The 19388-nt window shown below is 66.3% G+C and carries 15 protein-coding genes and 4 pseudogenes; 5 read left to right on the top strand and 14 right to left on the bottom strand.

Translation table 11 applies throughout. From position 1 onward, the window contains the following. Positions 1-142: 142 nt before the first annotated feature. From lpxL to EKK97_RS17485, 13 genes and pseudogenes are all read right to left on the bottom strand, one after another. Positions 143-1057 (bottom strand): LpxL/LpxP family Kdo(2)-lipid IV(A) lauroyl/palmitoleoyl acyltransferase, encoded by a 915-nt coding sequence (gene lpxL / locus EKK97_RS17425; RefSeq protein ID WP_159553799.1) that lies wholly within the window; start codon positions 1055-1057, stop codon positions 143-145. 12 nt (positions 1058-1069) lie between these two features. Further along, positions 1070-2218 (bottom strand): alanine racemase, encoded by a 1149-nt coding sequence (gene alr / locus EKK97_RS17430; protein WP_159553801.1) that lies wholly within the window; start codon positions 2216-2218, stop codon positions 1070-1072. A 131-nt stretch (positions 2219-2349) separates the two neighbouring features. Continuing rightward, positions 2350-3813 carry a TolC family outer membrane protein gene (locus tag EKK97_RS17435; protein WP_159553803.1) on the bottom strand — a complete coding sequence of 488 codons (1464 nt, stop codon included), beginning with the start codon at positions 3811-3813 and terminating at the stop codon, positions 2350-2352. A gap of 113 nt (positions 3814-3926) precedes the next feature. Further along, positions 3927-4913 (bottom strand): RNA polymerase sigma factor RpoS, encoded by a 987-nt coding sequence (gene rpoS, locus EKK97_RS17440; RefSeq protein WP_159553805.1) that lies wholly within the window; start codon positions 4911-4913, stop codon positions 3927-3929. Positions 4914-5059: 146 nt separating this feature from the next. Further along, positions 5060-6154, bottom strand: a complete 1095-nt coding sequence (locus EKK97_RS17445) for a peptidoglycan DD-metalloendopeptidase family protein (protein ID WP_159553807.1) — start codon at positions 6152-6154, stop codon at positions 5060-5062. Then, the gene (locus EKK97_RS17450) at positions 6147-7133 is read right to left on the bottom strand and encodes a DUF368 domain-containing protein (RefSeq protein WP_159553809.1); all 987 of its coding nucleotides are present in this window, start codon (positions 7131-7133) and stop codon (positions 6147-6149) included. Before EKK97_RS17450 ends, EKK97_RS17445 begins: the two co-directional genes overlap by 8 nt. Continuing rightward, positions 7130-7810, bottom strand: coding sequence for a protein-L-isoaspartate(D-aspartate) O-methyltransferase (locus EKK97_RS17455; protein ID WP_159553811.1), 681 nt, complete (start codon positions 7808-7810; stop codon positions 7130-7132). The genes EKK97_RS17450 and EKK97_RS17455 overlap by 4 nt, the downstream gene beginning before the upstream one ends. After that, the gene (gene surE, locus EKK97_RS17460) at positions 7797-8543 is read right to left on the bottom strand and encodes a 5'/3'-nucleotidase SurE (RefSeq protein ID WP_159553813.1); all 747 of its coding nucleotides are present in this window, start codon (positions 8541-8543) and stop codon (positions 7797-7799) included. Before surE ends, EKK97_RS17455 begins: the two co-directional genes overlap by 14 nt. A 4-nt stretch (positions 8544-8547) precedes the next feature. Next, positions 8548-9612, bottom strand: coding sequence for a tRNA pseudouridine(13) synthase TruD (gene truD / locus EKK97_RS17465; protein WP_159553815.1), 1065 nt, complete (start codon positions 9610-9612; stop codon positions 8548-8550). Further along, positions 9609-10096, bottom strand: a pseudogene (gene ispF, locus EKK97_RS17470) (2-C-methyl-D-erythritol 2,4-cyclodiphosphate synthase). Before ispF ends, truD begins: the two are co-directional and overlap by 4 nt. After that, positions 10097-10843: a 2-C-methyl-D-erythritol 4-phosphate cytidylyltransferase gene (gene ispD, locus EKK97_RS17475; protein ID WP_159553817.1), complete on the bottom strand. Its 747-nt coding sequence runs from the start codon at positions 10841-10843 to the stop codon at positions 10097-10099. Then, positions 10840-11187 (bottom strand): cell division protein FtsB, encoded by a 348-nt coding sequence (gene ftsB / locus EKK97_RS17480; RefSeq protein ID WP_159553819.1) that lies wholly within the window; start codon positions 11185-11187, stop codon positions 10840-10842. Before ftsB ends, ispD begins: the two co-directional genes overlap by 4 nt. A gap of 73 nt (positions 11188-11260) precedes the next feature. Beyond that, positions 11261-12393, bottom strand: a pseudogene (locus EKK97_RS17485) (GNAT family N-acetyltransferase). A 194-nt stretch (positions 12394-12587) separates the two neighbouring features. Between EKK97_RS17485 and edd the strand changes: the two are divergent. From edd to EKK97_RS17510, 5 genes and pseudogenes are all read left to right on the top strand, one after another. Beyond that, positions 12588-14473: pseudogene (gene edd, locus EKK97_RS17490) on the top strand (phosphogluconate dehydratase). Continuing rightward, positions 14470-15437 (top strand): annotated as a pseudogene (gene glk / locus EKK97_RS17495) (glucokinase). The pseudogenes edd and glk overlap by 4 nt, the downstream one beginning before the upstream one ends. Positions 15438-15464: 27 nt before the next feature. Continuing rightward, on the top strand, positions 15465-16451 hold the full coding sequence (locus EKK97_RS17500) for an aldose epimerase family protein (RefSeq protein WP_159553821.1): 987 nt from the start codon (positions 15465-15467) through the stop codon (positions 16449-16451). Beyond that, on the top strand, positions 16448-17326 hold the full coding sequence (locus EKK97_RS17505) for an aldo/keto reductase (protein ID WP_422672820.1): 879 nt from the start codon (positions 16448-16450) through the stop codon (positions 17324-17326). Before EKK97_RS17500 ends, EKK97_RS17505 begins: the two co-directional genes overlap by 4 nt. A 36-nt stretch (positions 17327-17362) precedes the next feature. Then, positions 17363-18337: a carbohydrate kinase family protein gene (locus EKK97_RS17510; RefSeq protein WP_159553823.1), complete on the top strand. Its 975-nt coding sequence runs from the start codon at positions 17363-17365 to the stop codon at positions 18335-18337. Here the strand turns inward: EKK97_RS17510 and cra are convergent. Then, the gene (cra, locus tag EKK97_RS17515; protein ID WP_159553825.1) at positions 18334-19338 is read right to left on the bottom strand and encodes a catabolite repressor/activator; all 1005 of its coding nucleotides are present in this window, start codon (positions 19336-19338) and stop codon (positions 18334-18336) included. The two genes, EKK97_RS17510 and cra, sit on opposite strands and share 4 nt — an antisense overlap. Positions 19339-19388 lie beyond the last annotated feature (50 nt).

A 19388-nucleotide genomic window follows, 5' to 3' on the forward strand; every position in this document is an offset into this window, starting at 1 on the left:
TCCTTGACTGTCTTGGCGCCAACTCTCCTTCGGCGCAGTTACCCAAACAGGTGCCTTTCAGCCTTGCGTGAGCTGACCGAATCGTCAAGTAACTGCCAGTGACGCCTTGTATCCCAGCGCATGCCACGGAAACATGCTGCTTTCAATAGAAGCCAGGCTCGCCTTCCGGCCGGGTCTTGAAGCGCCGATGCAGCCACATGTACTGCTCGGGGTGCTTGCGGATCGCCTCCTCGATGAAGGCGTTGACGAGAGTGGCATCGCGTACCTCGTCGCCACTAGGGAAGTCCTCGAGTGGCGGGCGGCACTCGATGGTGTAGGTGCGATCGTCGGGGTTGCGGTGGAACATCAGCGGTACCACCGGCGCGCCGGTCATTCGTGCGATCTTGGCGGTCAGGCGGATCGTCGCCGCCTCGACGCCGAATAGCGGCGCGAAGACGCTGACGTCGCGCCCGAAGTCCTGATCCGGCGAGTACCAGACGATATGCCCCGCCTTGATCCTGCGTACCACGCCACGCAGGTCGTGACGATCTATCGCCTCACCGAAGATGCGGCTGCGCGCCCGGGTCATGAAACGGTCGAATAGCGGGTTGTTGTGGGGCCGGTAGACCACGTCGGAGGGAAAGTAGAGCGAATGCAAGGCCCCGCCCAGATCCAGCGTGGAGAAGTGGATGCCCACGATCAATACGCCCTTGCCCTGGGCCTGAGCCCGCTCCATATGATGCCGGCCCTTGTAGGTGACCCGGTGACGCAGATGCTTGGGGTCGCGACACCACCCGGTAGCGGTTTCGAGAATGCCGATGCCGTTGGCCTTGAAGGTCTCGCGCACCAGCCTGTCGCGCTCGTTCTCACCAAGCTCCGGGAAACTCAGGCGCAGGTTGGTATCGACGATGTGCCGACGGCGCGGCACGGCCCACCAGGCCAGCATGCCCAGGCCACGACCGATGGCCAGCTTGAGCCGCCAGGGTAGCCAGGCACTTGCCCGCATGGCGCCGATGGCCATCCAGGCCGGCCAGAACCGTGGGTGGGCGAAAGATGCGGGCCAATTGCGCTTGGACATGCAGGGTTCCGTTCAAGTCCTGTTCATGACGAGGGTGCCGGGATCGGCCATGCCGTGATAGCGCCTGGGCACCCGGGGTAGGACACCGGTCAGCAGCGTGTAGCTGATGGTATCGCAGTGGCGTGCCACCTCATCGACCGATAGCACCGCCCCATGGCGGGACCTGCCCCATAGAATCACCTCGCTGCCGATCCGGGCCTCGGGTATGTCGGTGACGTCCACCGTCAGCATATCCATCGAAACCTTGCCGGCAATCGCCGTGCACCGCCCGGCCACCAGTACCGGCGTGCCATCGACGGCATGCCGATCATAGCCGTCGCCATAGCCGCAAGCCACCACTGCAATGCGCGATGGCCGCGGCGCCCGCCAGCGACCGGCATAGCCTACCGGCTCACCCTCCGCCAGGTCACGCAGGGCAATGATCTCGGAGCGAAGCGTCATCACCGGCTGCAGCCGGCGGCTGGCCTCGCTGGGTCGTTCCAGCGGATCGCTGCCATACAGCATTACTCCGGGCCGGACCCAACTGCCATGGGACTGCGGCCAGGCCAGGGTGGCCGGGGAGTTTGCCAGGCACAGCGGTGCCTTCAAGCGCTGCGCCAGGTCGCGCATGCGTTCCAGTTGGGTCTCGAAGTAACCGGCATCGACGGCATCGGCAGTGGCGAAGTGACTCATCAGTTGCAGGCCGGTGGCATACTCGGGGACAGCCGCCAGGCGCTGCCACACCGATTCCACCTGCTCGGGGGCAAAGCCCAGCCGGTGCATGCCGGAGTCGACCTTGACCCAGACTGGGATCGGCCGGGCCGGACGATGCTCCAGCAAGGCCTGGAGCTGCCACTCGCTATGCACCGCCATCCACAGCCCGAGCGCCTCGACGCGAGCCAGCTCCGCCGCCTCGAAAATGCCTTCGAGCAATACGATGGGCGACTCGATGCCACCCAGGCGCAAGGCCTCGGCTTCCTCCAGGCAAGCCACGGCGAAGGCGGGCGGACGCTCACCCTCAGGCAGCGACTCCAGGGCGCGGGCACAGGCCACGGCGCCATGCCCGTACGCATCGGCCTTGATGACCGCCAAGGCCTGGCTGTCGCCGGCCAGTCCACGAGCCAGCGCATAGTTGTGACGCAAGGCGTCAAGATCGATATCGGCGACCAGGGGCCTCGCCATGACAACCTCCCAAAGAGTGAAACGGCGAAAGATTATCTTTCATATGCATAGCCATTTCACGAAGAAAACCACCGATTTCTCGGTGGCTCTCGAAACATAATGCCCAATTTCTCACGATACACAGCAATTTATCATGATGGTGCTCGAGGACGTTCACCGATGTTCATGACCGGATTGTTATTCGCTTCGTCAGGTAATTCCAACGATACCCGCTCCTGCTCGGAGAGCCAGGCGTTGACGGCCTGGATCGAGTCCGGCCCGAGCAACCCGGCCTGCAGCTGAAGCTGCAACAGGCTGAGCACATAGTCGTAACGTGCCTCGGCATGCTCGGCAATGGCGTTGAACAGGTTCTGCTCGGCGTTGAGGACATCGACGATGTTGCGCGTTCCTACTTCGTAACCCGAACGGGTCGCCTCGAGGGCGCTCTGGTTGGAAACGATCGCCTGCCGCCGCGCCTCGACGGTCTCGACGTTGTTGTTGGCCAGGGTGAAGGAGGAGCGCACCTGCTGGATGGTATCGCGCCGCTGCGCTTCGAAGTCGTACTGGCTGGCTTCGAGCAGAAACCCGCTCTGGCGGATCTGCGCCTGAGTCGAGCCACCGGTATAGAGCGGCAGACTGGCACGCAGTCCGACCTGGCTCTCCGACTGATAATCCGCCCCCGTACGATCGCTGTCCGTCCAGCCATAGTTGGCGAAGGCCGACACCACTGGTCGCTGGCCGGCGCGGGCCACCTCGACGCTGCTGCGCGCTACTTCGATACCGGCCTCGGCCGCCAGCACCAGCGGACTGTTGGCCATCGCCAGTGCTACCCACTCTTCACGGTCGGCCGGCTCGGGAGGGGTGATGGGCACATCCTCGTCCAGCGCATCGATGCTGTCGTAGCGGTGCCCGGTCAAACGCTCCAGCGCCTCGAAGCTGACCTGCATGGCCCCCTCCGCGGCAATACGCTGGGCACGGGCCAGGTCGTAGGAAGCCTGTGCCTCGTGCACGTCGGTGATCGCGATCAGGCCTACCTCGAAGCGCTCACGGGCCTGTTCCAACTGCCGGCTGATAGCCACCTCCTGGGCACGTCGCGCACTGAGGACATCGTGGGCCCGGAGGATTTCGAAGTAGGCGTTGGCCACGTTGAAAAGCAGCTGTTGGGTGGCCGCATCGACGCCCAGGGCATCACGATCGATCTCACGCTCGGCCCGCTCGAGCTGGGCACGGCGGCTGGGGTCGTAGAGTGCCTGCTCGGCGTCCAGGCTCAGGCCGATGGAATTGACCGTATCGTCCTGGGCGAAAGGGGAACCGCCTCCCGGAGCACCCTCGCCTGGCGGGGTCTGGAACGTGCCGTTGGCACTGTTGTAGACCCGTGAATGCGATGCGTTGCCGCCCACTGAGATTTGCGGCAGCAGCGTACCGCGCTGCACGTCGCGAGCAGCTTCGGTGGCCCGGAAGCCGGCCTGGGTGGAAGAGAGTTCGGCGTCGTTGTCCAGCGCATCCTGGGCGATGGTCCAGAGATCGGCGGCCTGGGCATTGCCGGCCATGAGGAAACCGACGAGAACTGCCAGGCCGCGGCGTGGAAAGCGTCGTGCGAAAGGTGGGCGAAGCATATGTTCTTTTCCCTTTTTCATCCCTGCATCATGAGGACGCTAATGATACCCCAACAGCATGCAGAAAATATGCAGCCGACCTAATGGTCGGCTGCCTTCTCCTGACGTGGCGATTATTCGTTGAAGATGTTGTCCATCGAGAGCCCCTGTTTCTCAAGAACGCGGCGCAACTTCTTGAGCGCCTCCACCTGGATCTGGCGCACCCTCTCGCGGGTCAGGCCGATCTCATCGCCAACCTCTTCCAGCGTCGCCGCCTCGTGCCCGCGCAGCCCGAAGCGTCGTACCACCACTTCCATCTGCTTCTCGGTCAGCTCCGCCAGCCATTCGTCGACGTGCTGCTTGACATCGACATCGACCAACGACGATTCGGGGCCCTGCTCGTTGTCGTCGGCCAGGGTCTCGATCAGCGGCTTGTCGCTCTCGCCACCCATCGGATAGTCCACCGAGGAGACACGCTCGTTGAGCCCCATCATCTTCTTCACCGACTCGACCGGCTTGTCGAGATAGTCGGCGATCTCTTCCGGCGTGGCCTCGTGATCCAGCTTCTGGGTCAGCTCGCGGGCCGCGCGCAGGTAGATGTTGAGCTCCTTGACCACATGTATCGGCAGGCGGATGGTGCGCGTCTGGTTCATCAGCGCCCGCTCGATGGTCTGGCGTATCCACCAGGTGGCGTAGGTAGAGAAACGGAAACCCCGCTCGGGGTCGAATTTCTCCACCGCCCGGATCAGACCGAGATTGCCCTCCTCGATCAGATCCAGCAGCGTCAGCCCCCGATTGAGGTAGCGCCGGGCGATCTTGACCACCAGGCGCAGGTTGGACTCGATCATCCTCGCCCGGCCGGCCGGATCGCCTTTCTGCGCCAGGCGGCCGTAATAGACCTCCTCTTCGGGCGTCAGCAAAGGCGAGAAGCCGATCTCGTTGAGATAGATCTGGGTGGCGTCGAGGCTGTGGTGGTAGTGCTTGTCTTCACGACTCAGCGCCTTCTCGAAGGCAGCGTCGTCGTCGCTGTCCGAAGTGTCCGAGTCCGTATCGAGGTCCTGGCCGGCCTCGGTTACGTCCTCGAGATCAACATCCTGAAGGTCCCGTTCAAGCATGCTCATCGGTTGCTACCCCGTGGTTTCGTCCTGAAATGCCTGTTGCTCTGGCATGGCTTACAGCACGCAGAGTTCTATTTGTTATGACTCCTCATTGGTACCCGCGAGGTACCATGACCACCTGTAATGTCCCGACGGCAACCGTTGTCAGACTACCGTTCCGGCAGGTATTTCAAGGGGTCCTGAGGCTGGCCATCCTTGCGCACCTCGAAATGCAGCCTGACGCTTTCGGCATCGCTGTCGCCCATGGTGGCGATGACCTGACCGGCCTCGACCACATCGTTCTCCGTGACGCGGAGGCTGTCGTTGTGGGCGTAGGCGCTCAGATACTGATCGTTATGCTTGAGCAGGATGAGGTTGCCGTAGCCCCGCACCCCGCTGCCGGCATAGACCACGATACCGGGTCCGGCTGCTCTGACAGGTTGCCCCTTTTGCCCGGCGATATCAATGCCGGCGGTAATGCTTCCACCTTCACCGAAGCGGCCGACCAGTTCACCGTCAACGGGCCACTGCCAGGGCACCTCTGCTACCGGTGTATAGGTACGACTCGCACTTTCGGGTTGACGTTCCGGCTCACCTGCCACTTGGGTGCCAGCATCCGCCTGCGGCTGGGTCGGCTCTGCCTGCTGGGACTGGTCCTGCTGGGGTTGGGGTTCAGGCTCGGCCTGTGCCGCAACGGCCGCCTCGGGTTCCACGCGAGGCTCTGGCTCGGGTTCCGGCTGGGCTTGGGGCTCCGGCTGTGCGGGTGCCCGAGTATCGGCAACGCTTTCGGCACTCGCCAACGCGGCGTCGCTGGGAACGCTCGCCTCGCCCTGGAGAGGCTCGGCAGTCAGGCGCCGATTGCGCTCGATAGCTTCCTCATCGGGCAGCAGCCAGTCATCACTGGCCGTCTGGGCTGTGCCTCCACCTCCAAGCGCGGTGGCCGTGGCGACCTGGGCCTCCCCCAGCTCACGCGACTGGGTGTCGGGAGACGGCGCTGCGGCACCATCGCTCAGGCGCAACTGCTGGCCCGGCTGAATGCGGTAGGGAGGGCCGATCTGGTTGAGCCTGGCCAGATCGCGATAGTCCATGTCGTGACGCCAGGCGATACCGTACAGGGTATCACCGGCCTCGACCGTGTAATGACTGGCAGGAGCGCGCTCGCGGCTCACCGAGAGGTCACGAACCTGAGGAGCGCCGTACTCCTGCTGGGCGGCACAGCCAGCCACTGCCAGGGCCACGGCTGAGACGAGAAATACCTTACGCATTGGAGCCCTCCTGCTTGTCTGTCGATTTGTGAGAGCCGTTCCCAGCCTTGCCAGGCGCACTGCCCCCCGAATGGCGCCCCAGCACCAGAACCAGCGCCGCACCGACCACCATGGCTACCACCACCGGCACCAGCAAGGCGGGCTCTCCGGTCAGATTGGCGTAGTCGCCGGGCGTCAGATAGCGGTAGTCGAGCGGGATCATCCGGCCTTCAGGGCCGAGCTGGTAGCGTACCAGCTCACGCCAGGGCCACAGCACCGGCAACGAACCGATGATGAAGCCGATCAGCAGTTGCAGGGTCGCGGTGTGATAGTGGCGCAGCAGCCAGGAGAGCAGCCGCGAGAAGCCGAACAGGCCGATCAGACAGCCAACGGCAAAGGTCGAAAGCAGCGAGAGATCGAAGCTGCGAATGCCCTGCATCACGGTGCCATAGAGCCCCATGGTCAGCAACAGGAAGCTGCCGGAGACGCCGGGCAGCAGCAAGGCGCTGATGGCGATCGCCCCGCCAACGATCAGCACCAGAGAAGGACTCCCCAACTGGTTCACCAACGGCATCAGCGATGGCAGTCCATGAGCCAGCAGCAGGCCTACGATCAGCGGCACGAGGTGCCATAGCTTCCAGTCCGCCGGATGGCGACTGACCACGATGGCCGATGCTGCCACCAGGCCGAAGAAGAAGCCGTTGAGCAGCAGCGGATAATCGCCCATCAGCCAGACCACCAGGTGCGCCACGCTGACCAGACTGGCCCCGATACCCAGCAGCAGCGGAATGGCGAACATCAGGTTGAGATGAACGAACAGGCCGGACAGACCACTGCGGCGCCACGCCGTGAAGGCGCTGGGACCGAACTGCTTGATGGTATGGATCAGTTCCTCGTAGATGCCCGTGACGAAGGCGATGGTGCCACCGGAAACGCCGGGCACCGCATCGGCCGCCCCCATTCCGGCCCCCTTGAGGAAAATGCTGAGTTGTCGCTTCAACGAATCACTCCTTGCAGCAGCGGCACGAAGCGCACTCGCTCCAGCCGCTGGACGTCATGTTGAGTACCGCTGCGGCGCACCCGGGTCAGCCACTGTTCGCCGTTCGGGTCGGCCAATGGCAGGATCATCACGCCCTCTTCGGAAAGCTGCGAGATCAGCACCTCGGGTAGCTCATGCGCGCAGGCCGTGAGCAGCACCACATCGAACGGGGCCGCCTCCTGCCAGCCGTGGCCGCCATCGGCCAGGCGCAGACGCGCGTTGTGCGCTTTGAGCAGGCGCAGCCGCTTCGCCGCCAGGTGATGCAAGGCATTGATTCGTTCGACCGACCAGAGTTCCGGCACCAGGCGCGACAGGATCAGGGTCTGGTAGCCGGAGCCGGTGCCGATCTCCAGCACACGCCGCGGCGCCTCGTTCATCACCAGCTCCGTCATGCGTGCCACCATCCACGGCTGGGACAGCGTCTGGCCATGACCGATGGGCAGCGAGGTATCCTCATAGGCACGGTGAGCCAATGCTTCATCGAGAAAAAGATGGCGCGGCTCGGCCGCCATCACGCCGAGCACACGCTCGTCGGTGATGCCCTGCTTGGCCAGGCGAGCCACCATGCGATCTCGCGTTCGCTGCGATGTCATGCCGACACCGCGCAGCAGCTCGGGTAATCGTTCAGGTGAATGCATCCAGCCAGCCCTGCACATCCGCAATGGCCGCACGCTGCGTCAGGTCGGTCTGCAGCGGCGTAATCGAAACGTAGCCTGCCTCGATGGCGGCAAAATCGGTATCCGGCCCATCATCGGCATTCTGCCCCACGGCCGCAATCCAGTAGCGTAACCGGCCACGCGGATCGCGCACTTCCATCGGCCGCTCCGCCGGCCCGCGGTAACCCATGCGGGTCACGCGGAAGCCCTGGATCTCCTCCCAGGGCAGGTCCGGCACGTTGACATTGAGCAGGCTGCGAGGCGGCAGCGAGAGCTGGTCCGCCGCTCCCACCAGGCTTGCCGCCACGCGCCCGGCGGTGTCGAAGTGGCGCGAGCCGACCAGCGACATGGCAATGGCCGGCATGCCCAGGTTGCGCCCCTCCATGGCCGCCGCCACGGTGCCGGAATAGAGCACGTCGTCGCCCAGGTTGCCGCCGTGATTGATGCCTGAGATCACCAGATCGGGGCGCTCGTCCCAGACGCCGTTCACCCCCAGGTAGACACAATCGGCCGGGGTGCCGTCGACACAGTGAAAGCCGTTGTCCAGCGCCGTCAGCGCCAGGGGCCGATTGAGGGTCAGCGAATTGCTGGCGCCGCTGCGATCGCGGTCGGGCGCCACCACCCGCAGCCGGGCATGGGGCTCCAGAGCTTCGTACAGGGCGCGCAGCCCCGGTGCATGTACGCCGTCATCGTTGGAAAGCAGAAGTCTGCGCATTCGATTAGGCCTCCGCTGAAAGCGTCAAGTTGGGATGGGCGATGAGTTCGCGCAGTACTGCCGTGGCGAAACTGCCTCGTGGCAGTTGGAAGTCGAGACGCGCACCATCTTGCTCCCGCGTCAGCCGCGGCTGATCCAGACGCATGCGCAGGGCGCGCCGTGCCATGCGCACCCCGGCCTGCTCCAGCCCCCGGCAAAGCGTGGCATGGCGCTCGGCCACGGCACTCTCGTAACGCGCCGCCTCCCCCGTGGCAAGCGAGTCGCCCACGCCCCACAACACGCCAGTGGGATGCAGGTCGAGCCGGAGGGCACGCGCCTCCAGCTCGGCATCGGGCGTCTCGACGCCGAATTGGCTCGCCGTGCCGTCGAGCATCGCCACGTCGCCCCCGACCAGGCGCTGCCAGTTGTCATCCGTCAGACGCATCGCCGCGAGCTCGTTGAACAGGTAGCTGCGGGCGGCGGAGAGCAGCATGCCTTCGCGATCGTCACGCTTGCGCCAGCCACGCGCCAGCAGCGCATGCGCGCGCGCCAGGTTGCGCCCTGCGGGCCCGAAGCGCTGCGGTCCGAAGAGGTTGGGTACGCCATGTTGGCACAGCCACGCCCAGCGCTCTTCGAGGTCCTGCTGCAGTGCCGCCCCCGTGATACGCAGTGAGAAGCGATTGGCGCGGTGCACGCCGCGCTTGAGCTTGCGCGGGTGACGAGCCTGCTCGAGCACTCGCACGCCGCAGCCGGCCAGCCGCTCGGCCAGTCCCTCCGGTGCCGGACGTCCCGGGAGATGCACCGAGAGCCATTGGCGGGTCACGGCGATGCGATCCTTCATGCCGGCATAACCCACCGCCCGCGGTGCTACGTCAGATGCCTTCGCCAGGTGGCGTACCGCCTCCAGGGTGGTAAGTCCACGCTTCTCCACCCATAGCCAGAGATGCTCACCCTCCCCTTCGGGCACGAAGCCGAGAATCTCCTCGACCACGAAGTCCTCGGGCGTGCCGCGGAACTCGCCAGGGCCGGGCGGTCCAAAATCGGCTTCGGTGGCGCGAGGCCAGTCGCCTGGCCGGGAGGGATCGCTCACTTGGCCTCCCCCACTCGTGCCAGCAAAACCACGGCTTCGGCAGCAATGCCTTCGCCGCGTCCGGTGAAGCCCAGCCGTTCGCTGGTGGTGGCCTTGACGTTGACCGCGCCCGGGTCAAGTTCGAGATCCTCGGCGATACGCTCGCGCATGGCTTCGATATGGGGCGCCAGCTTCGGTGCCTGGGCGATCACCGTGGCATCGACGTTGCCGACCCGATAGCCCGCCTCTTGCACCAGGACCAACACGTGGCGCAACAGAGCCCGGCTGTCGGCACCGGCCCAGACTGGGTCGGTATCGGGAAAATGACGGCCGATGTCACCCAGCGCACAAGCACCGAGCAACGCATCGCTGATGGCATGCAGCAGGACATCGCCATCGGAATGGGCAACGAAGCCGTGGTCGAAGGGACGGCAACACCACCGATCATGAGATGGTCGCCTTCACCGAAACGGTGAACGTCGAAGCCATGGCCGATGCGTAGCATTCAGGGCGTCTCCTCGTAGGCGTGGTTCGGCGAGGACGTTCCCTGCTGAGCGGCCAGAATGTGCTCCGCCAGCGCGAGATCCTCCGGATGAGTAATCTTGATATTGTCGCGCCGACCAGGCACCAGCCGCGGCTTGAGCCCCAGCGCCTCCACCGCCGAGGCCTCGTCGGTCACCTCGAGGCCGCTCGCGACGGCTTCGTTCAGCGCCCGGCACAGCAGGCCGTAGCGGAAGCCCTGAGGCGTCTGGGCATGCCACAGTCCGCTTCGCGACTCGGTCTGGGACACGTGCCCGTGGCCGTCGTCGCGCTTCATGGTGTCGGCTGCCGGAGTGGCCAGCAGGCTGCCGGCGGAATCTTCGCGCAGGGCCGCCCAGAGCCGCTGCAGGTCGGCCACCGTGACGCAGGGACGCGCCACGTCGTGCACCAGCACCAGGTCGTCGTCGCGGGCCTCGCCAGCCAGCGCCGTCAGTGCCTGACGCACCGAGTCGACTCGCTCGGTGCCGCCGGGGCTGCGTCGCCACTGGTCGAAGGGCACCCAGCTCGCATCGAAGTGGGCATCATCGGGATCGAGGCACAGGCACAGGCGCGCCTCGGGAAAGGCCTGATGCAGCCGCGACAGGGTATGCGCCAGCACCGGCCGCCCGGCCAGCGCCAGGTACTGCTTGGGCAGCTCGGCACCCATGCGTCGCCCACGCCCCGCCGCGGGCACCACCAGCCACAGCCGCTCGCTGCCAGGCCGATCGCTCATTGCGATGCCTCCGACTGCCGGGGAGTAGCGGCCTGATCCGCCGCGGATGACCCCACACTGCCCTCGATCACCACTCCGGGTACCCAGTAGAACTGCTCGTCGGTACGCACCATACCGATATCGCTGCGCGCCCGCTCTTCGATGGCATCGAGCCCCGTCTTGAGGTCCACCACTTCGGCGGCCAGCCGCTCGTTACGGTCACGCAGCGGCTTGTTGGCGGCATCGAGCATGGCGACGCGCTCGCGTATCTCGCGCAACTCATGGATGCCGCCGTCGCCGAGCCACAGGCGATACTGCAGCAGCGCCAGCAGCAGAAGCAGGGCGATGGCGAGCCACTTGAGCATCGGCTGACGTCCTCATGATCTGAATGGCGGGCATTATGCCATCATCGCCCGCCCGGCTCACGCCCTGAACGCCTCATATCCTGAACGGCAACGCCCTCTCGGCGGCCCGGCAGTAGGCTTCGACATGGCCGTGCTCCTCGTCGCAGAAGCGCGCCACGGCAGCGCGCAGTCCGGGATCGGCGAGGTGGTGCAACGAGCGTAGCCGCCGGGGAGCGAAGCCGCGGGTGAGCTTGTGCTCACCTTGGGTGCCGGGGTCGAAGCAGCTCAGACCCCGCGCCAGGCAATGCTCGATGCCCTGGTAGTAGCACGCCTCGAAGTGCAGGCAATCGGCCAGCACCTCGCTACCCCAGTAGCGTCCGTAGAGCGTACGGCGTCCCTGCAGGCAAAGCGCGGCGGCCACCGGCTGGCCATCGAGGCGCGCCTGGATCAACACCAGCGCTTCAGGCATGGCGCGCCGCAGGCGGCGGAAGAAATCGAGATTGAGGTAGCCGTGGCGCCCTCGCTCCAGGTAGGTGATCTCGTAGCAGCGGAAGAAGTGCTCCAGCTCCCGCTCGCCAATCTCCTCGCTCTCTAGGCGATGCAGCGTGAGCCCCTGTTCGGCCACCCGCCGGCGCTCACGGCGTATCGACTTTCGCCGCTTCGAGGTCAGCGCGGCCAGAAAGCCGTCGAAATCTCCGTAGCCCTGGTCGCGCCACTGGAACTGCACGCCATGACGCACCAGCAGCTCGGGCGCACCGCAAGCCAGGCATCGATCTCGCCGCCTTCGGCGTAGAGCAGATGCCAGCTCGACAGTGCCGTTCCCTCCCACGCTGCGGCCAGCGCATTCCGCGCGGCCAGGGGATCCTCACCGCTGGCCAGCGCCAGCCGCGGCCCCGGCACGGGAGAGAAAGGAATCGCCGTGAGTCCCTTGGGATAGTAGCGCCCCCCGGCACGTTCCCAGGCATCGGCCCAGGCCCAATCGAATACGTATTCGCCGTAGGAGTGGAACTTGTGATAGTACGGCATGGCGCCGACCAGCGACTCGCCGCGCCACAGGGTCAGGTGGCGCGGCAGCCAGCCGGTCGAACGGCTGGCTGCCCCGCTCGCCTCGAGCGCATGCAGGAATTCGTGGCGCAGGAAAGGGTGATCGTCGCCGACCAGTGCGTTCCATTGCACTGCCGGCACGGCCTCTATGGCGGGCAGCTGCTTGAGGATCAGCTCGGACATGGGGGTACCCGGAAGGTGTGACCGAAGCGCCGGCTGACAATTGGCCGACGGCCGCCTACATTGTGCCCAGACCTGCCGAACCTTTTCCATCGCCGTAATAAAACTACATACTTTCGGCAAATGCCCTTCATTTCCGCCGTGCGATGGGAGATAATTTTGTAAATTTACATCCATCAACGACGCGAGGTGTCCCCATGGCTCGCCCCACCGCACTCAATCCGACAGTCGACCAGGTGACCGCCCGCATTCGTGAACGCTCACGCCAGCGCCGCAAGCTCTACGAGGTGCACATGGCCGCGCAGCATCAGCAGGGCGTACATCGCGGCGAGCTCTCCTGCGGCAACCTGGCCCATGGCTTCGCCGGTTGCGACCACGCCGGTGACAAGGACCGCCTAAAGCTGACCAACAGCGCCAACCTGGCCATCGTTTCGTCATACAACGACATGCTCTCGGCCCACCGGCCGTTCGAGAACTACCCGGAGATCATCAAGCAGGCCGCCCGCGGCATGGGCAGCACCGCCCAGTTCGCCGGCGGCGTGCCGGCGATGTGCGATGGCGTCACTCAGGGTATGCCCGGCATGGAGCTGTCGCTGTTCTCCCGTGACGTTATCGCCATGGCCACCGCCGTGGCGCTGTCGCACAACATGTTCGACGCCGCCCTCTACCTGGGCATCTGCGACAAGATCGTGCCGGGGCTGTTCATCGGCGCGGCGCGCTTCGGCCACCTGCCGGCGATCTTCGTGCCCGGCGGTCCCATGCCCAGCGGCCTGCCCAACGACGAGAAGGCGCGCGTGCGCCAGCTCTATGCCGAGGGCAAGGTCGGCCGCGAAGAGCTGCTCGAGGCGGAATCGCGCTCCTACCACAGCCCCGGCACCTGCACCTTCTACGGCACCGCCAACTCCAACCAGCTGATGATGGAGATGATGGGTCTGCACCTGCCTGGGGCCTCCTTCGTCAACCCCGGCACCCCGCTGCGCGAGGCATTGACCCGCTACGCCGCCGAGCAGGCCATTCGCAACACCGAGCAGAGCGGCAACTACCGCCCCTTCTACCAACAGATCGACGAGCGTGCCATCGTCAACGCCATGGTCGGCCTACTCGCCTCAGGCGGTTCCACCAACCATACCTTGCATCTGGTGGCAATGGCCGCCGCTGCCGGCATCACTATCGACTGGAACGACTTCAACGACCTCTCGGCGGTGGTACCGAGTCTGACCCGGATCTACCCCAACGGCAGCGCCGACGTGAACCATTTCCAGGCCGCGGGGGCATGAGCCTGCTGATCCGCGAGCTGCTCGGCGCCGGCCTGCTGCACGCCGACATCCCCACCGTGTTCGGTACCGACCTCTCCGCCTATACCCAGGAACCGTTCCTCGAGGACGGCAAGCTCACCTGGCGCGAAGGGCCGAAAGAGAGCCTCGACGCCGACGTGCTGCGTCCAGTCTCCAACCCCTTCGCTCCGACCGGCGGACTGGTGGTGCTCAACGGCAATCTCGGCCGTGGCGTGATCAAGATCTCGGCGGTCAAGCAGGCACACCGGGTGGTGGAGGCGCCGGTACGCATCTTCGACGACCAGAACCAGGTCAAGGCCGCCTTCGAGTCGGGCGAGCTCGATCGCGATGTGGTCGTGGTGGTGCGCTTCCAGGGGCCCAAGGCCAACGGCATGCCCGAGCTGCACAAGCTCACCCCGTTCCTCGGCGTGCTGCAGGATCGCGGCCACAAGGTGGCGCTGGTTACCGATGGGCGCATGTCGGGTGCCTCGGGCAAGGTCCCGGCCGCCATTCACGTCACCCCGGAGGCGGTGGATCGCGGCCCGCTGGCGCGCCTGCGTGACGGCGACGTGGTACGCCTCGATGCCGAGCGCGGCGAGCTGACCGCACTGGTCGATGCCGCCGAGTTCGCCAGCCGCAGCAGCATCGAGCCCAACCTGGAGCGCTACCATTTCGGCATGGGCCGCGAGCTGTTCGGCGGCTTCCGCCACCTGGCAGCAGGCGCCGAGCTGGGCGCCGGCGTTTTCGGCGGCTTCGAGGAAGAGGTGCTCTCCCGCGAGCTCGAGAAAATCTCCCAGGAGGATCAATGACCCGACCGGCCCTGATCGGCGACATCGGGGGCACAAATGCCCGCTTCGCCCTGGTAACCCCGGGCGAGCACGCGCCGCGAGAGATCCTTGCCTTGCCCTGCGCCGACTATCCCGGCCTGGTGGAGGCGGTACGCGACTACCTGGAGCGGGTCGGGTTGGCCGCCGAGGCGGCGCCACGGGAAGCCTGCCTGGCCTTCGCCTGTCCCATCGGCGACGACCGCGTGACCATGACCAACAACCACTGGTCGTTCTCGCGTCGCGAGGCACAGACGGCGCTTGGCCTCGAGCGGCTCAAGGTGATCAACGACTTCACCGCCCAGGCCCTGGGGGTACCGCACCTGACGCCCGACGAGCTGGTCGAGGTACAGCCTGGCGTGGCTCGCGACCACGCCACCTGCCTGGTCATCGGACCGGGTACCGGGCTCGGCGTGGCCGGCATCTTTCCCGGCCGCCATGCCTGGATCCCGCTGCCCACCGAAGGCGGCCACGTCACCTTTGCTCCCACCGACGAGCGCGAGCAGAACCTGCTGCGTCACTTCCGCAATCGCTATGGCCGGGTCTCCGTGGAGCGCATCCTGTGCGGCCAGGGACTGCTCGACCTCTATCTTGCCCACTGCTCGTTGAAAGGCGCCAACCCCGCCTGCCAGACGCCGGCCGAAGTGACCGCCGCCGCGACAGGCGGCGATGGCATCGCCCGTGATACCCTGCTGCGGTTTCTCAAGATTCTCGGCGATGTCTGCGGTGACGCCGCGCTGACCATGGGGCACAGGGCGGGGTCTACCTGTGTGGCGGCATCCTGCCACGGCTGCTGGACTGGCTGCCCCAGAGCCGCTTCGTCGAAGCCTTCACCGACAAGGGCCGCATGAGCGGCTACACCCGCACCATTCCGGTCCGGGTGGTCACCGCACCCTGGCCGGGTCTACTGGGCGCCGCCGAGGCACTGCGCAACGAAGAAGTGGAATGACGAAGTGAAGCAAGGAGAGGTGAACGAATGATTCCCGCAAGCCTGCGAGCCCTGATCGACGAGACCGACGGCCAGCGTGAGTGCGAGTGGGCCGACCGCCGCGTGTGGCTGGCCCGCGAATCCTGGGGCGAACTGGTGGTCTGCTTGCAGGGCGCCCAGGTGCTTCACTTTCTACCCGCGCCCGAAACCGCGCGTAATGCGCCCGAAGCCACACGTACTGACCTTCCCGCGCCCGCCCCCGCACAAGCTGGCACGCCGGAAGTCATGGGCGAGGGAGAAGAGGCGCTGGTGCCCGGCGGCTGGCTGTGGGTCACGCCTACGCCCCAGGCGCTGCCCGGCGCCATCCGCGGCGGCATCCCACTGTGCTGGCCATGGTTCGCCGACGAGCGCGGCGCCGACGAAAGTCCGGATCGCTCCGGCCCCATGCACGGCCCGGCGCGCCTGGCCCAATGGCGTCTGGACGCAGTGGACGAGCACGAGGGCGGCGTCGAGCTGCATCTCTCTCCCACCGAGCGTCTGCATAGCCAGTTGGTACCACGCGCGGTGATCCAGGCCAATGCCCGGCGCCTGCACGTGGAGCTGATCACCGAGCATGCCGGCGAGACCCCAGTGAAGCTGAGCGGCGCCCTGCACAGTTACCTGGCCGTGGCCGACAGCTTCGCCTGCCGCGCCGAGGGCCTGGCCGGCGCCCGTTACCTGGACAAGCTGGCGGGTTTTGCCGAACGCGAGCAGCAGGGCGAACTCGCCGTGCGCGGCGGGCTCGACCGCATCTACCATAGCAACGCCGAGGTGGTGCTCGACGACGGCCACCGACGCCTGCGCGTCGCCCGCCAGGGCAGCGATTCAGCAGTGGTGTGGCACCCGGGCGAGACACCGCCCGACGACACGCCGGTCATGGCTGCACGCCACTTCCTCTGCGTGGAGTCGGCCAATACCCGCCTCGACCCAGTATGGCTGGTGCCCGGCGCCCAGCATCTGCTGGGCACTACCTTGTCGTGCGAGGCAGGCTCGTGAAGCACGCTGCCGGAGCGCTGGAGACGCCTTTCCTGCTGGGCATGATGCGCCTGCACGAGGTGACCGACCTGCACCCTCCTGCGCGCCTGGCCGACTGGATCGAAGCCCGCCTCGATGAGGGGCTCGAGTGGTTCGATCATGCCGACATCTACGGCGATACCCAGGGCGAGGCCCTGTTCGGTGCCGCCTTGCGCGCGCGCCCCGGGCTCGCGACACGTATCAGGGTCGTCACCAAGGCCAGCATCGTCACGCCGGAGCGCGACGTCTCGCCGTTTCGCGTCAAGCACTACGACAGCTCGCCGCAATACCTTGCCCGCAGCATCGAGGCATCCCTGGCCCGCCTCGGCGTCGAACATCTCGATCATTTCCTGCTGCACCGCCCCAGTCCGCTGATGGACGCCGAGGCCACCGGTCGAGCGCTGGACGACGCCATCGATGCCGGCAAGGTCGGCGCCGTTGGGATCTCGAATTTCCTGCCAGACCAGTGGAGACGCCTGCAGGCGGCAATGCACCATCGCCTGACGACCCACCAATTGCAGCTCTCGCTGGACCATCACCAACCGCTGTTCGATGGCACTTACGATGCACTGGTCGGCGACGGCCTGATACCGCTCGCATGGTCGCCCCTGGGCGGCGGCCAGGTCTTCCAAGGGCCGGCCGAACGGCTGCTGATCCGGCTCGCCGAGGAGCGCGACATCACGCCGGCCGGGCTGGCATTGGCCTGGCTGCGCGCCTTGCCGGGTCGCCCACGACCGGTGATCGGCAGCCTGCGTGAAGAGCGCATCGTGGCCTTGCATGCCGACGCCCGGACGGAGATGGATCGCCCCACCTGGTATGCCCTGCTGGAGTCCGCTCGGGGTCACGAGGTGGCCTGAGGTTCGCCGCTCACAACGACAACACGAGGAATTCACATGCTACCCGTCATTGCCTTCGGCGAAGCCCTGGTCGATATGCTCTCCAGCCGCCTCGGCGATCTTGCCGGCGACGCCCCGGAAATCTTCACGCCCTACGCCGGCGGCGCCCCGGCCAACGTGGCGGTGGCCTGCGCGCGCCTGGGGGTTCCCAGCCGCTTTCTCGGCATGCTCGGCGCCGACCACTTCGGCGACTTCCTCGCCGCGGAGCTTGCCTCGCACGGCGTCGACCTCTCCGGCGTGGTGCGCACCCACGAGGCACGCACGGCACTGGCCTTCGTCTCCCGCGATGCCAACGGCGAGCGCACCTTCGACTTCTACCGCCCGCCCGCTGCCGACCTGCTATACCGTCTGGAACACCTGCCGGCCAGCGTGTTCGCGGAACCCGCCATCGTACATTTCTGCAGCAATAGCCTGACCGAGACGGAAATCGCCGAGACGACCCTGGCCATGGCCGACATGGCCGGCCGCGCCGGCTGCCTGGTCAGCGTCGATGCCAACCTGCGTCACAATCTGTGGCCCGACGGCCGTACCGATATCGCCCTGGTCACTCGGTTGATCGACCATGCCGATCTGGTCAAGCTCTCGACCGACGAACTCGACTACCTGCGCGCCGATCATCCTGCCGATGCCTGGCTGGCCGAGCGGCTCGCCGCCGGTGTCAAGCTGGTGGTGATCACCGACGGTCCCGGCGAGGTGCGTGCCTTCGGCGTCGGCAGGGAGCTGCGTCATATGCCGCCAGCCGTCGAGGCGGTGGATACCACCGCCGGAGGCGACGCCTTCATCGGCGGCCTGCTGGCCGAGCTGGCCGGCTTCCTCGGGGAACGTGGAGCGGAGGGCAACTGGCATCAGGACGACGCCTTCCTGCAGCGTGCGCTGGGCACCGCCGCCAACTGCGGCGCTCACGCCGTGACACGCCCCGGCGCCTACGCCGCCCTGCCCGACCGCAACGACCTGACCCGCCTGCGCGGCTAGCAGCCCACCGAGGAGCGGGCCGGCAGGCGACGACGCAGCGTACGCGGCACGACCTGCTGCCCGATTCGATAGTCCCCAAGCGAAGCGGCAATGGCGCAGGTGAGTGCGGCCGACGCGATACGATCGTGATCCTGTACCGCCGAATTGACCGGCAGCGGCAGGAAGTCGAGCAGCCGGCTGTCGCCGAAGGTGCCCAAACGCAGCGTCTGTGGCAGCCCGCCCTCCTCCAACAGCACATCGAACACCCCGTCGAGCAGCGTGTACGAAGCCGTGACCAGAGCGTCCGGAAGACCGTCACGCTCGAGCAGCTCGCGCATCATGCGGGCGCCATCGGCACGGTCGTAGCGCTCGGCCCCGAGAATCAGCGGTTCAATGTCGCGCCCTTTCAGCGCCTGCTGGAAGCCAGCCCGCCGTTCACGGCTGATGGAAAGCACCGGCACCGCATCCAGCCAGGCGATGCGCTTCACCGACACGTCAAGCAGCGAGCGGGTCAACTGCTCGGCGGCTTCGCGATCGTTGCTCACCACGCTGGCAAAGCGCTGGGGGTCGAAGCCACGGTCCACCGCCACCACCGGCAGCCCACCACGCTGCAGTTCGTCATAGAAAGGGTCGTCCATGGGCAGGCAGCTGGCGGTGATCAGCACCTCGCAACGCTGGGCACGCAGCGACAGTGCCAGATCGCGCTCGGTATCCGCCTGGTCGTCGGAGCCGACGATCAGCAGTTGGTAGCCCTGCTCTCGGGCACCGCGCTCGAGGCGCTTGGCCAGGCGCGCGTAGCTGACGTTCTCGAGGTCGGGCACGATCAATCCCAGCAGACGGCTCGATCCGCGCCGCAGTGCCGCAGCCTGGGCATCGACCCGATAATGATGCTGGCGAACCACCGCCATGACCCGGTCCACGGTGTCCTGGCTGATGCGGCGTTCGGCGGCCTTGCCGTTGATGACATAGCTGGCAGTCGTGCGCGAGACCCCAGCCAGTCGGGCGATTTCGGCGAGTGTCATGGCAATCCTCTATAGGCAAGGGGCGATTCTACGTCACGCCCGGGCCTTTC

Origin of the sequence: Billgrantia tianxiuensis (assembly GCF_009834345.1) — a bacterium.
GTDB classification, from domain to species: domain Bacteria; phylum Pseudomonadota; class Gammaproteobacteria; order Pseudomonadales; family Halomonadaceae; genus Halomonas; species Halomonas tianxiuensis.

Coding starts and splice junctions, on each gene's coding strand:
- EKK97_RS17500 (WP_159553821.1), top strand. CDS start 15,465: ATGATTCCCGCAAGCCTGCGAGCCCTGATCGACGAGACCGACGGCCAG.
- EKK97_RS17435 (WP_159553803.1), bottom strand. CDS start 3,813: ATGCTTCGCCCACCTTTCGCACGACGCTTTCCACGCCGCGGCCTGGCA.
- alr (WP_159553801.1), bottom strand. CDS start 2,218: ATGGCGAGGCCCCTGGTCGCCGATATCGATCTTGACGCCTTGCGTCAC.
- rpoS (WP_159553805.1), bottom strand. CDS start 4,913: ATGAGCATGCTTGAACGGGACCTTCAGGATGTTGATCTCGAGGACGTA.
- cra (WP_159553825.1), bottom strand. CDS start 19,338: ATGACACTCGCCGAAATCGCCCGACTGGCTGGGGTCTCGCGCACGACT.
- surE (WP_159553813.1), bottom strand. CDS start 8,543: ATGCGCAGACTTCTGCTTTCCAACGATGACGGCGTACATGCACCGGGG.
- ispD (WP_159553817.1), bottom strand. CDS start 10,843: ATGAGCGATCGGCCTGGCAGCGAGCGGCTGTGGCTGGTGGTGCCCGCG.
- EKK97_RS17455 (WP_159553811.1), bottom strand. CDS start 7,810: ATGCATTCACCTGAACGATTACCCGAGCTGCTGCGCGGTGTCGGCATG.
- ftsB (WP_159553819.1), bottom strand. CDS start 11,187: ATGCTCAAGTGGCTCGCCATCGCCCTGCTTCTGCTGCTGGCGCTGCTG.
- EKK97_RS17445 (WP_159553807.1), bottom strand. CDS start 6,154: ATGCGTAAGGTATTTCTCGTCTCAGCCGTGGCCCTGGCAGTGGCTGGC.
- EKK97_RS17510 (WP_159553823.1), top strand. CDS start 17,363: ATGCTACCCGTCATTGCCTTCGGCGAAGCCCTGGTCGATATGCTCTCC.
- lpxL (WP_159553799.1), bottom strand. CDS start 1,057: ATGTCCAAGCGCAATTGGCCCGCATCTTTCGCCCACCCACGGTTCTGG.